At 58.4% G+C, this 13138-nt stretch carries 11 protein-coding genes; 5 read left to right on the top strand and 6 right to left on the bottom strand.

All coding sequences use genetic code 11. The features are described from left to right. Positions 1–94: 94 nt before the first annotated feature. Together AC1D1L_RS32810 and AC1D1L_RS32805 are read left to right on the top strand one after the other, a co-directional pair. Complete coding sequence (locus AC1D1L_RS32810; RefSeq protein ID WP_477345618.1) at positions 95–841, top strand: Crp/Fnr family transcriptional regulator; 747 nt, start codon at positions 95–97, stop codon at positions 839–841. A 954-nt stretch (positions 842–1795) separates the two neighbouring features. Beyond that, positions 1796–2167 carry a nuclear transport factor 2 family protein gene (locus tag AC1D1L_RS32805; RefSeq protein WP_477345617.1) on the top strand — a complete coding sequence of 124 codons (372 nt, stop codon included), beginning with the start codon at positions 1796–1798 and terminating at the stop codon, positions 2165–2167. A gap of 612 nt (positions 2168–2779) precedes the next feature. Here AC1D1L_RS32805 and AC1D1L_RS32800 read toward each other — a convergent pair. Both AC1D1L_RS32800 and AC1D1L_RS32795 read right to left on the bottom strand, forming a co-directional pair. Continuing rightward, on the bottom strand, positions 2780–3622 hold the full coding sequence (locus AC1D1L_RS32800; protein ID WP_477345616.1) for a plasmid partitioning protein RepB C-terminal domain-containing protein: 843 nt from the start codon (positions 3620–3622) through the stop codon (positions 2780–2782). Next, on the bottom strand, positions 3616–5181 hold the full coding sequence (locus AC1D1L_RS32795) for a recombinase family protein (protein ID WP_477345615.1): 1566 nt from the start codon (positions 5179–5181) through the stop codon (positions 3616–3618). The genes AC1D1L_RS32800 and AC1D1L_RS32795 overlap by 7 nt, the downstream gene beginning before the upstream one ends. A 237-nt stretch (positions 5182–5418) precedes the next feature. On the opposite strand from AC1D1L_RS32795, the gene AC1D1L_RS32790 reads away from it, so the two are divergent. Then, positions 5419–5736: a YMGG-like glycine zipper-containing protein gene (locus tag AC1D1L_RS32790; RefSeq protein WP_192255683.1), complete on the top strand. Its 318-nt coding sequence runs from the start codon at positions 5419–5421 to the stop codon at positions 5734–5736. 538 nt (positions 5737–6274) lie between these two features. Beyond that, on the top strand, positions 6275–7384 hold the full coding sequence (locus AC1D1L_RS32785; protein WP_477345614.1) for an acyltransferase family protein: 1110 nt from the start codon (positions 6275–6277) through the stop codon (positions 7382–7384). 151 nt (positions 7385–7535) lie between these two features. Here AC1D1L_RS32785 and AC1D1L_RS32780 read toward each other — a convergent pair whose 3' ends face one another. After that, the gene (locus tag AC1D1L_RS32780) at positions 7536–8729 is read right to left on the bottom strand and encodes an acyltransferase family protein (RefSeq protein ID WP_477345613.1); all 1194 of its coding nucleotides are present in this window, start codon (positions 8727–8729) and stop codon (positions 7536–7538) included. Between the two features lie 246 nt (positions 8730–8975). After that, positions 8976–10982 carry an acyltransferase family protein gene (locus AC1D1L_RS32775; RefSeq protein WP_477345612.1) on the bottom strand — a complete coding sequence of 669 codons (2007 nt, stop codon included), beginning with the start codon at positions 10980–10982 and terminating at the stop codon, positions 8976–8978. 846 nt (positions 10983–11828) lie between these two features. On the opposite strand from AC1D1L_RS32775, the gene AC1D1L_RS32770 reads away from it, so the two are divergent. Then, entirely contained in the window at positions 11829–12098 is a 270-nt protein-coding gene (locus AC1D1L_RS32770) for a hypothetical protein (RefSeq protein WP_477345611.1), read from the top strand. A gap of 303 nt (positions 12099–12401) precedes the next feature. Here AC1D1L_RS32770 and AC1D1L_RS32765 read toward each other — a convergent pair whose 3' ends face one another. Beyond that, on the bottom strand, positions 12402–12632 hold the full coding sequence (locus AC1D1L_RS32765) for a hypothetical protein (protein ID WP_477345610.1): 231 nt from the start codon (positions 12630–12632) through the stop codon (positions 12402–12404). A gap of 264 nt (positions 12633–12896) precedes the next feature. After that, positions 12897–13138 (bottom strand): hypothetical protein (locus AC1D1L_RS32760; protein ID WP_477345608.1); only part of this gene is annotated, 242 nt, incomplete at its 5' end.

The following is a 13138-nucleotide window of genomic DNA, read 5'->3' as shown; positions in this document are numbered from 1 at the left end:
CCTGTAGTCGGTTGCCCCCGGTCTGCATGAACGGGACGGAGCGGCAAAGCCTTTGTTAGATCATGACAAAATGCTAAGGTTAGCGATGTCCGACTTGACGACACCGCTGCTCCGAAAGCTCGAAAGCCTGGGTCGTCTTTCATCAGATGATCGCGAGAGCGTCGAAGCGATGGTGCTTGTGGGTAAGCAGTTGCAGCCCGGTGAGCAGATTGCGCAGGAAGGGGACGAACCCAGCCGCTGTTGCCTGGTGGTTGAGGGGCTCCTGCGACGCTATAGCGTTTTGAACAACGGCAACCTGCAAACGCTCTCAATCCATGTCCCCGGCGATATACCCGATCTCCAAGGCTTGCATCTAAGGATCATGGATCACACACTTGCGTCGATCGGTAGAAGCAAGATTGCGGTGATTTCACACCACGACATTCTCGAGGTTGTGCGTAAATCACCTCGCCTGGCAAATCTATTTTGGCGGGAAAGTTTGGTAGACGCGGCGGTCGCGCGCGCCTGGGTCAAGGTATTGGGGGGGCATGATGTGGTGGGCCGGTTAGCCCACCTCGCCTGTGAGCTTTACGTGCGCATGAGGGTCATGGGGCTGGTAAGGGACCATTCTTATCCGTTACCGCTAACTCAAGTTCAGATCGGCGAGACAATCGGCGCGAGCGTAGTGCACGTCAATCGTATGTTGAAGAAGCTGCGTGCTGACGGGCTTTTGGAGCACAAAGAAGGGCGGCTGGTCATTCTGAACTGGGACGCCTTATGCGAGATGGCAGACTTTGACCCCGGGTACCTGAATCTGCGAGACCCACTCTATTTGGATGTAACGCCAGTCGCAGTCGGTTAGCATCTCCGTTCGCTACCCCAGAAATCCTGCTGCGGGGCAAGCGGCCCGCGCCGTGAGGGCAGCGCGGGCCCGACTGTCTTGCGGGACCAGTCGGCAGCGGGACCCATACCGCTGCCCTGAACTAACTTCGCGGGCTTTTTGTGGTTCCGTAGGTAACAACAAAGCCCGCCGTCTGGGAGCAGACAGCGGGCTTCTCTCCTGGGCCCAAAAGGCCCGCCGGGTTGGCCCAGCGGGCAAGTGGGCAGGGGACGCACTGGTGATCAGTGCGATGGTACAATTTCGGACGTTTCGAGATGTTCCAGCAACTCACAAATTTGGATCGTACGTGCTGGACGGGATGCTAGCGTTAAGCTTGGCGGAGCAACCTGAGGTCTCCCGACCTATACGTCGGCAAAACAAAAGGCCCGCCGGCTTGGGCCAGCGGGCAATCGGTCTGGAGTAGCCGGAATCAACCGGCGCGAGTTCAACGAACGTTGAAGATGTCGGTTGTCGGTTGCAACCTCGCTCTCGTCACTCTCAGGGGTCCAGCGAGGACGAGTTGTTGCCTGAGCCGCGCGGTACTGAAACATTGCCGCGCCATAAAAGGATGCGCGCTCACGGTAAACGGAACATTAAGCCACGCTAAAAAGCCAACGCGAAAAAAGACCCGCCCGAATGCGGAAACGGGCGGGCAAGTCTTCTGGAGTGCGCCGGGGGCTTGCCATGTCAATGAGCGGCGGAAGGTTTGGTTGCGGTGCGTTCAAATCAAATGCCCGCGCTCGCCTAGGGCGTAGGCGGCGCGGGCTCCCCCAGCACGGACCGCTGAAAGAACGGGCTGGGAAACGGCATAACAACCTCCCTGGAAGGAAGTTCCGGCCATTCGCTAGCGGGCAGCGTGTCGGAGGTCTTGACCGGTCCCGTCGCCAGTGACCTACTTCGAACCCGCACGCTATCGGTTATCCAGGAGACGGGCGAATGGACATTCGATCGACACTGACGGAGCTATGCGATGCCTTCAATGCGCACGACCTCGATGGCATCATGGCGTTCTTTGCCGAGGACTGCGTCCTGGAGATGCCGAGGGGAAGCAACCCCTGGGGCTCACGCTTCGAGGGCAAGCGGAACGTGCGCGACGCGCTGGCGACACGCTTCGAAGGCCTGCCCGACGTCCACTACGGCGACGGCCAGCATTTCGTCGATGCGGCTGCCGAGACCGGCATGTCGAAATGGATCCTCACCGGCACCACCCGCGACGGCGTGAAAAAGGAGGTCCGGGGTTGCGACTTTTACACGTTCCGCGACGGCAAGGTGATCCGCAAGGATTCGTATTGGAAGATCGTGGAGTAAAAGCTGGCTCTGTAGCGCCAATTCGCGAGATCGCGGCAAGACTGGCAGCCCTTTTGGCGCTCTCGCTCCAGCCGATAACGGTCTATTAGACGGCCCGATCAGAACTCTTCTTCTTCCGTTCGAAAAGTGCAACTTTGGCAGGGTAACCAATCCGCACTTTGTCTCGCACTGGGTGCAGGTGAAAGCGGAAATAACTTTAAGCCAAGAGCCCTTCTTGTCGATCAGACAGCCGCAGTTTGGGCATTCAAATTCCAAATCCTCGTCTCGCATGTCATCTGAAATAGGCATTGCAACTCCCAACACGCACAGTGCTGATGCGGAGGCTTCGGTCCGCGGTCTCATTAACTTCGGGGTCCTCGTGCGGTTCCTGCAGCACACAAAAATTTCGCGCCAGGAGGTGGCAGCGGGCCGGTTGGGGGTAGTCCTGTCCGCTCATCAAAAAACCCCGCTGCCGGACCTTGAGGGGTTAGACGGCAGCCGGCCTCGATCGTCCGCGGAGGGCGATCTGCAGTGGACAAGAAAGCCGTTCACCGCAAGAAACCAACTACAAGAGCGCGTCGGATGTTCCAACCTGACCTAAAAAAGCCACCGTCGAAACCCGGGCGGGCATGTCTAGCCCCTTTGTTCGAGGCATGGCATCGACAAGCGGTGGAACTCTTCAAAATGACCCGGAAAGTTCCGGGCGAGATATCGCACCACTTTGGAATTATCCATCATCCGGTCGAAAAAACGGTTGGCTGCGACAAGCTCCAGGCCCACTTGGCCACGATTTTCCACGGCGCTTAGAACCGCAAGACTCAGCGTGCTGACTTCGAACACCATCGCGCCGCGCTGGTCTTCAGCCTGTGTGGTGATCGTTGAGAGATTACAATCTTTGGCCAGCAGGGCTTGTGGTGTCAGAGCGACGAGTAGCCTCGCGTAGGTGATCCTGACCCGGTCCATCGCCACCATCAGCCGGGCAATCTCCAATTGCCTGACTGGCAGAACCTTCTGGAGAAACCCGAAGATTTTTGTTTTCACCGGCGCGTCCCGAAGCAGGTCGAGGACATCAGGGCAAATTCCGTTAACGGGTTTCCGGTTCTCGCCGTTCTCGGAAGCGGGTTTCCCGGGAGGGCAGAACATTTGCGGCTCGCGGGTCGCGCCACCCAACCTATGTGCCAGTAGCCTTGGCATTGTCCCGAAGCCCTCAGACACCAACATGGTGCAAAACTCCTTGTCGCGCATCATCAGGTGGAGCGCCGCGACGATCCGGTCCAGGCTCTGTTCAGACTTTGCCGCTTCGGTGACGAAATCGCGCATGCGTTTGCATTCCGTATCGTAGGTCGCCAAAAATTCGTGCGAACGAAGCCTCTTTTTGGACCCTATTGCGCCAGCTGCAATATTCCTCGCATGTCTGTCGCCGCCATTTTCCAGCGCACGGTAGGCGGCGTCCTTGGCTAAGCGTTTGACTACCAAGTCGCCCCCCCGACAGGCTCTCGCTCTGCCAGCCTGATAATTGGGTTGAGCGTGGGAAAAATATAGGTGTCCAGCAGTGCCCCATTGATGGCGTGCAGTTCCGATTTGCCCGCGATCTCATGCGCAGGAGCAATCAAATAGTCCCGAATGGTCAGGTCGCCGGGATTCATACGGATCAGGACGAAAATATCCGGTAGCGGCCGTTGATCGGCCTTCGAAAACCAGCGTGGATAGCCGAAGCCGGAAACCCTGCATCGTCCGATCGTGATCGCCACGGTGATCTCCTCGTTTATCCGCAGGAGGTCTGTCGCCATGTCATGGGCAGCAACCCCGCCCAGCCTTTCCATCGCGCCCACCAGATCCCGGATAACCTGCAGCCTCATTGTTTCCAGGCGCCGGTTCACGCCGATGTAGCGGTAGTTTTTGGATGGCTCGTATCCGATCAGTTCATAGGCTTTGACAATGGTTCCAAAACGCCACTGGTAGCGTTGCGACGGCGGGCATTCGGAATCGGCGTCGATCATGGCTAACGACAAGGCGCCACGGCGAGCCAAAAGTGCCCTAAGGGCGGCCAGCATCTCGTCATTGGTCATGTGGCGATAGATGGTCTTGAGGACCATCTGCGCCCGGTTGAACAGTTTGCGGTCGACGATAGGCTCCAGGACGTTTTCCACCCGCACCCACTGTTCCGGGGGATTGTGGACTTGATGGCTTCTCAGCCGGGCCGAATGCTTGTTCCAGACGCTGTTGCCAATGTAATTTTCGTTGGTCAGCACCGAGTGCACGGATTCTCGGGTCCATGGTCGCCCCAAATCGCTGAGCACGCCGCGCTTGTTGAGCAGTCTTGCCATCTCCAGCTCTGTCTTGCGTGTTCTGACAAAGTGACTGAAGATCCACCTCACTGTCGCAATCTCGTCAGGCGGTCCGAGCACCAGAACTATTCGATCCGTTTGCTGGCTCTTGTATTCGTAGGATGAAAGGATGCCCTTTGAGCGGCCGTGTTGACTGACAAGCAAGCGCCGCAGGCCATAGCCGGCCTTGCCGCCTTGCCGGAAGCCCAGCCGGACCAACCTCGCCTGGCCGATGAAGACTTTTTGCGAGAGCATTCTGCTCTGCTCGGCAGCCATGCTGCGTTTGATTGCTTTGAGTACATCTGAGCCGATGCTGCCGTCGTTTGCGAATTGCTCGGCGCAAAATTCGATCCGGACGCCGGCCATCTGGCACCGATACTCATAGACGGCGCTCTCATCGATATTCTGGAACCGTCCCCAGCGGCTGACATCGTACACCACCACCGTTTCGAAATCGGCTCTTCCGTTCTCGACATCGGCCAGCAACCGCTGAAGGCCGGGACGGCCTCCGAGGTTGAGACCGCTACGACCGGCGTCCTCGTAGGTTGCGACAATGTCGTAGCCCATGATCTCGGCGTAGTCTCGTATGGCATCTCGCTGGTTGTCTATCGAATAGGTCTGGTGGTCTGTCGACATGCGCAGATACTGGGCCGCACGCACCATGCGCCTGCCTGAGGGGGCTTTTAGGGCCGCTGCAACCTCGTCCATCGCTTGTGCTGTCCTGCCGTGATTACATGCTAGCAATTGGTGACCTGTCCTTTGGTTGATAACTCCCGTCCAGTTTGTGTCGAATGCTACCCTTCTGCGTTTGGAAACCAACGTCATCAACGCCCGCGAAACCGTGATTCACTTCGTGAGCCGGCGCGCCCCCGTTTAGCCGCAATGCGCCAGCAACTGGCAACCATTCGCCCCATTCCGCGTTTGGGGCTTCAAAGGAGTTCCAAGATGATCATCAGACAAGCCATTGCCGCCGTGCTCATGACTGCCGCTCTGGCAGGCTGCGCGACCCAGACCGAACAGCAGCAGAGGGCAACCACCGGCGCGCTGATCGGCGGCGGCGCCGGCGCCCTCGCCGGCCAGGCGCTGGGCGGCAACACCAAAAGCACGGTGATCGGCGCCGCCGGCGGCGCTCTGCTTGGCGCCGTCATCGGCCAGGCCACCACGCCGCAGCGCCGCGGCGAACAGCTCTGCCGCTACCAGGATCGCTACGGCCGGATTTACACCGCGCCCTGCGACGATCGGTATTACAACGGCGATTATTGAGCGAAGTGCATTCGCTAACACCTTCTCCCCTCGTGAGCGAAGGTGTTAGCGAGGGCGACGAGTGAGGGGGTCCAAGGAAGGCCAACACCCCACTCTGCCGGCACACCCCTCATCGTCTCGGCGCCGCTCTCCGATCCACCTTCTCCCACAAGAGGAGAAGGAAAGAGCTACTCCCCCGCCCGCACCGCTTTCCTGCAGCGCCAGTTGCGTCTCGTCCAGCGTCAGAAATCCCATCATACACTGCACCACCTTGGCCCTCGTAAATGCTCAAGGCACTGTGCGGCGCGAAGCCGTTGGGCGTTCTTTTCCTGGCCATCCACTCGCCATAGGACGGCAGTAGCCGACGGTTGTTGCGAGATCGGCCAGCACCATTTCGCCATCCTCGCCTGGCGATGATCAGCCCACGCCATTTTCCCGACTGCGGGATGATCAGGCTTTCCAGCCCCGCGGCCAGTCGGTTGAGTGTGCGCCGCAAAACTTTCTTGTGCATCGCAGCAATCAGTGCGTAGATAGGCGAAGTAAAACTGACGGAAACGGGATGACCGAGACGCGGGATTCAAGGACGGCGCACTTCGACGCGCTGCATGGACTTAGGGGCATTGCTGCTGTCTTGGTTATGCTCGGCCACTTCAGCGAGTACACGGGCCGGCGATATGATCTGGCGCCTTCAGGGTTCCTCGCCGTGGACCTGTTCTTTCTGCTGAGCGGCTTCGTGATCGCCCACGCCTACGACGACAAGTTCCGAAAAGGCATGTCATTCTGGGGCTTCGCGGAGACCCGTCTTCTCAGGCTCTACCCGCTCTACTTCGCCGCACTCGGCCTGGCGATGATCGGCGTCGGTGCAATCATCGTGACGCAAGGGATCGGTGCGTATTCGCGGATGGATTTGCTTGCAACCCTTGGGTTTTCCGTTCTTTTCCTACCGACGCCGCCGGCGCTTTCGACGGCTCCCGACCTGCTGTTCCCGCTTGATGGTCCGGCATGGTCGCTGTTTTATGAACTCGTCGCCAATGCCTTTTTTGCCGCCTTGGCCACAAGGCTGGTTGCGCGTTCGCTGGCCGTCATCGTCGGCGTCGGCTTGCTGGCCCTGGTGCTGATGGCCTGGCATGGTGTGGTGCTTGGCGGCGGCGCCTACTGGGACAACACGATCGCGGCTCCCACCCGGATCACCTTCTCGTTCTTTCTCGGGGTCTTTCTTAACCGGTATGCGACCGGGGACAGCCGGGACGGCAATCTCTATATGCTGGTCCTGCTGGCGCTGTGCGGAGCGCTGATGTGCTTCGATCCCGCCGAACATGTCCAGTTGTACAGTCTGGTGGTTATCGTCCTGATCTGGCCCTGGCTCGTTCTCGTGGCGTCGCGCTTGCGGCTTTCCGGTTTCTGGCGCTGGATTGCGCTCTTCTCCGGCAACATTTCCTACGCCATCTATGTCCTTCACACGCCGCTCATCCGCCTTTCGAACGCCGCGGTCGAAGCTGTGACCGATATCTCATGGAACGAGCACGGCCTGCCGTTCATCCTGGCGACATCCACCCTGATCATCGCGGTCTCGGCATTCGCGCATTATGTCTACGACAAGAATATCCGCGCCCTGCTGCGGTATTGGCTTTCACTTCGCCGCGCACGCGAGGGCGTGACCCAGTTCTAGAGCATGATGCCGAAAAGTGTGAAGCGGTTTTCGGACAACATCATGCTCTATCTCTTTGATTTAGAGCCGGATTCAGATTTCAGGTCGACTCGACCTGAAATCATCCGGCTCTAGGTGGATTCAGTTCGAGGAGACCGGCTGGCTTCGCGCCCTACTCCGCCGGCGTCCTCTCCAGCGCCGCCGCGCCGCCCTTGCGGCCAAAGCGCTGGACGACGAAGCGACCGGCCTTCTGGCCGGGAACCTCGATCAGAGTGTAGGTGAACCAGGACAGCAGCGTCACCGTCGGCAGCACCACGGCAACGACGATCGCGAAGCGCAGCGGCGGCGCCAGCTCGTTTCCGTATTGGCTGATGACGAACGCCGCGACGGGCTGCAGCACCAGCAGATGGATCAGGTAGATGCTGAAGGAAAGCTCTCCCATCAGATGGAAGAACCGGTTGCTGAGCGTCACGGCGATGGCCCTCGCCAGCGTTCCCGCCTTTCCCGGCAGCATGCGGTAGAGAACCAGCGCAAAGAAGCCCGCCACCAGCGCTTCACGCACCAGAAGCTTGCCCAGTCCGTAGTCGCCGCCAAAGGGCAGCGCCGCCAACAGCAGCGCCAGTGCCAGGTAGAGGATCGGCCGGGGTTGGGTCTGATGCACGATACCGGCAAGCAGCATCCCGCACAGGAATATCTGCATCTTCAGCGGCAGAAAGGACGGCATCGGAAAATGGATGGACAGCAGCCGCATCGCAAACACGATGGTGCAGCCAAGCGCCGCGACCACGAGGGCGCTCCTGATCCAGTCCAACCTGCGCACCAGCAACATAACGGCCGGGAAGACCGCGTAAAACTGCATCTCCAGCCCCAGGCTCCAGTCAGGCAGCGGCGTGCGGTAGGCGAGGTTCGGCACCAGTCCGAACAGGAAGGTGAGATGGGCAACGATGTTCTTCAGGCCGCCGTCGAGGTAGCGTTCGGGCGCCTGGTGCGATCGCGACAGGAAATCGTCGATGATGATCCGGCAATCGTAGAGATAGGGGCCGAGCGCCAGCGCCGCGAAAAGCATGACGTAGAACAGCGGCGCGATCCGGAAATAGCGGCGCGTCCAGAATTTCAGCCAGGTTTGCGGTCTTTGCCAGGGCTCCTTGTCCTGGCGCAGCTGATAGTGGAACACCATCAGGAAGCCGGACAGCATGATGAACAGGTCGACGCCGAGATCCGGCTCGCCGACGACCGGAATTTGCCAGCCGGTCAAAAGCAGGCAGTGCCCGACAAGCACCCAGATCGCCGCAAGCGCACGAAGCCCGTCCAGGCATTCGATGCGCGACGATTTGATATCCGTGATGGTGGTTTCGTAACTAGCCATGTTGCACTGCAGCATGGCGCTTGAGGCGCGATTGTCAACCCATGGAGGCACAGACGCTGTAACGACTGGCAGCGTGCGTTCACGGGCGGCGACACTGCGACCATCGAGTGTGCGAGTCTGGCTTTTGCCATTTCGGGGCGGTCTTGTGGAACCTTGGTCGGCATTGGTGCTGCCACGTAAACAATCTGCCGCCAATGGTCGCCCAAGGTCAAAGCTCGCAAAGATCATTGGGCTGATGCGTCCGAGCTAATTCACTGCAGCCTCGATGCGCCTGCCAAAAATGTCGGCCATAGAGCGTGAATAGGTTGCGGTTAGGTGATCGGTGTCGCGCCAGACAAAGACATTGCCGATAACCGCGGGACAATCGCCGCTTGGGCACACGATGTCATTGAAATTGACGAGCGCAACATGTGGATAGAGGCGCTGAGCGAGGACGAGAGGATCGGACCCCGCGACGAACTTATACGGAATGGAGCAGTGACGGTCCCGAGCCAGGCATAGCTCGGGCTTCACTCCCCAATATGGAGTATCGGCGATGACGATCACCTTGGCACCCGACGCCTCGATTTTGCGCCACAGTTGTACGAGCCTATCGCTGACGGGCACTTGCTTGCCGCCGTCGGGATAGGCACGCAGATTGTCTCTCTGCCCCAGAATGACGATGTCCGGCTTTTGCCGTTGAATAGTTCGCAACACGTACTGCCCCCAACTCAGGCAGTCTGGAAAAGGACGATCAGTATCCCCGTACAGGATCATGGTCGGGAATAGCGGGCAGCCAGGCTTGGTAAAGCTTTTCGCATTCCAGCCACGATCCGATGCTGTCCTGTCAAAGGCTGGCACCCACTGTTCAGCATGCGAATCCCCAACCAGAAAGACCTTGAGTCCCCCGTTTGGGTCGCCAAACTGGCAACCGAGAGGCTCCACTCCGTCGGAGGGCGGTCGGCAGCCTTCCCTTGTTGGCAGGTCCCTCTTAATCGTTGGCAACGACGGAGCATAGGCCTCCACTTTCGGGACGGGTGCGTTGGCGAACAATGCTCTGGCGCCTGGATAATCGCCTGGATTGCTGGATATCAGTGCTTGCTGTCGCGCAATCTCCATAGAGACCGCGCAGAAGGCGACGAGTGGCACCAGCGGGACGGGAGCAATAACAGCGGCCAACCCGACGAGCTTGAAACGTGACGGTGTTGACGTTTGCTGGAAACGGAAACGATCCTCAACATGAATCTTCGAAACAGCAGCCAGACCAACACTTAGGGAAAGAATAGCCAGGCCACTCCACAGGCCGATCGCTTCGCCTGTTTGCTGTGTGAAAAACACGACTATCGGCCAGTGCCAGAGATACAGCGAGTAGGAGACGTCGCCGAGGAACTGGAACGGCCGCGTCTTCAGTAGGGAAAAGGCGCTGAATGAGGATTGGCTTTGTCCCGAGAGGATGACCAACGCGGCCGCTACGGTCGGCAACAGCGCGGCATAGCCGGGAAAAGGTGTCTTGGCAGAAAACAGGAAGGCGGCCGCAAGGATTGCAGCGATGCCGAACAGGCCAAGTAGGCGCCGCGTCCGTTCGCCGAGCGCTCTTTCGTCCAGTAACGGCGAGCAGAGGGCCAACAGGCCGCCAAGCGCCAACTCCCAGATGCGGGTATGGGTGACGAAATAGGCTGGTGCTGGATCCGTGAGTGTCAGCCATACCGAGGCGGCAAGCGATGCAACAAAGATGGCGCCAAACAGGGCGACCAGCGACGTTCGCCAGGACGCACGAATCGCGTGTGACAGCCACCACGCGGCGATGATCAACCCGGGCCAGACAATGTAGAACTGCTCCTCGATGGACAACGACCAGTAATGCTGGACCGGGCTTGGTGCGCTCGTCGCCGCCAGATAATCGACAGCCTTCGCCGCGAGCCGCCAATTCTCCAACTGGAAGGCGCTGTACGCCAATTCATTCGTCCCGTCCCTCCAAAGGGCCGAAGGGAGCCAAAGCGGGGTTAGCAGGCCGACGAGTAAAAGCACGAGCAAAGCAGCGGGTAACAGCCGTCGCGCGCGGCGAACATAAAAGGCGAGCAGGTCTATTTTCCCGGTTTGCTCTGCCTCACGGAGTAGGACGCCCGTGATGAGATATCCAGAAATGACAAAAAACACGTCGACGCCGACGTATCCGCCCGGAATGAGAAACGGCCAGACGTGGAAGATGGCAACGAAGCACACTGCGATTGCACGAAGCCCCTGAATCTCGGGGCGGAAATGAGACCTGCTCAAAATACTTTACACCATTTTTCTAGGCGACGGGGCTATAAGTCGTAGAAGAGAAATAGGCTTTATGCACAAGCACTGGCAAAATACAGCACTAGTTGCTTTCTCTCGTTGTGCCATGGGGCAAGGTGGCAATTTGGGGAGCGCCAATCGGCTGCCGGTGGCTCGGCCATTACCGTGCCAGGCCTGCCCTTCCTACGGGATTTCGGGGTCGTTAGACCAGGCTACGGTTTCGCCCTTACCTTCGCAGCGATCAGTGTCAGCTTGTGCCCGCTAACCCGCAGTTATCCTCTGCTGATGACACGTCACGTTAGGAAACAGCAATCGATCGGGCCGCGGGCAGGCCTGGCTCTGCCTGGCAGGCGCCAATCGGTCAGCCTCCAAAGCGGCGCCGGCCTTTTCTACTCGCTGAAATAGCCAAGCACGCCCTTCGGAAAGCCGGTTGGCGTGCGGCATGTCTTTGGCATTTGGCTGGACAACTATGATGGTGGCCTGCGATTTTCAAAGATTGCCATTTTGTACGAATAAGTCAGTCGGATCTCATTCCCACAACCCTCACATGTCAGAGACTTGGAGCTTTTTATCAGGCGACCTTTGCGGATCATCATTCGCTTGCAGTTAGGGCCTTGGACGATCATATCGTCTTCATCCCGATCTCGTGAAAGTATCATAGTTACCTCCTGCCAGTTCCCAGGAAGCAAGCTGCATGCCGCATTAGCGTCTCTTTTCGAAACACTTCGCACGTCGCTGCCGTACTTTGCTAACGAACGTCGGAACCTTCGATTGCACGCGTAGCTAAAGTTGGTTGGATCGTGGCCAGGCGGGAGCGAACCACGTCAGGAGGAGACAACGATGTCCAAGGGTGAAATTGGAACGTCTCAGACTCTACGAGCACGCATCGCCGAGCTCAAAACAAAAATGCGAAGCGCCAATGTTACCGAGAACGATATGAAAGCCTTCCAAAAAGTAGCTGCTTTGATGGGATGCGATGCAGGTTCACTGCGGCTCAATGCCGATGACCTGATTGCTGCCTCCTTCGTTGCGGATACGATGAGCGAGAGAACATTAAACCGTAGCGCCGCGCGTCCATTTGGACGCGAAAAGGACGCCATAGGTCTTTGAATTGTCGCGTCCGAAAATCGATTTCCGCTTTCTACCATCCCGCTCCGCTTCGCCGGGGCGGGACGGCGAAGCCGGCATCATCGAAGGGAGGCAAACGTGAACCAGATCTCGTCCCGGCATCCCGAATTGCAAACGACAATCATTCGGTTCCCGGTGGCTGCTCGATCTTTAACCTGATTGCAAATGAGGATGATTTCGCTGACCTTTCGCGGCGGGCAGAGCGCCGGGCCATTGCCATAGTTATCGCAATGGCGATCTGCCTGATCCTTGCACCGGTGGTCTATTTTGTCTTGGTCTAGGCGATCATGTACGAGCCCCACCCTCGCCGCCGGCACGATTCTGCATCGCATCGAAGATGACGTCGAACACGCTGCCGACTTCTTCGCTGATCTCTTCCAGGCTGATGCCTTCTTTTTCCGCCGCCCTAATAGCCTGATCGGCAAGGTCGGTAATTGCCGCCGGATCGTCGGTGAAGGCGCTCGGCAGGTGGTCCGCCATCCATTTTTCTAGGAAGTCGATCCCGCGCTTGCTCATTGAAGGAACCAAAATGCGACCAGAACGGAGGAGGTAAGAAACAGTGCGGCGGCCGCTATCAATGCTCCCTTACTAACCTCCCGCCTTGGCTGAGGGTCGGGCACAAGTTTCTTACGGTTCGGCTGTTCGTTCATGCGAGATTAAGTTGCGTCAGCAAATTAGGTTCCGCTAATGCTCCACTGCTCGCAACTCGCCGCCCCATTCACGGCAGCGGCGGGTCGATCCCGCTTAACCGTATCGCGCAGTAGGCGGCCAAAATTTCTTCTAATTTTCCGCATGGCTAAAAACGACAGCGCCGCTTTCCTTGCGAATTTCAACGGCCACGATTCCATCATCGCCCTTCCGGGTTTGAAACATCGCGATAGCGTGATCCTTTGCCGCTTTCTCGGCATCGAACATTTCCTTGTCGACAATGCCCTGTCTTCCATACCAGATGACAGTAAAGGCCATTATTCGCTGGTCCTTTCTTTCGCGGTTAAAGCCGGGCTCATCTAAGCCGCTACAAA

The sequence above is a fragment of the Mesorhizobium sp. P2_D6 genome, from assembly GCF_056404315.1.
The sequence above is the reverse complement of the archived record's forward strand: the minus strand, read 5'-3'. Positions and strand labels throughout refer to the sequence as shown.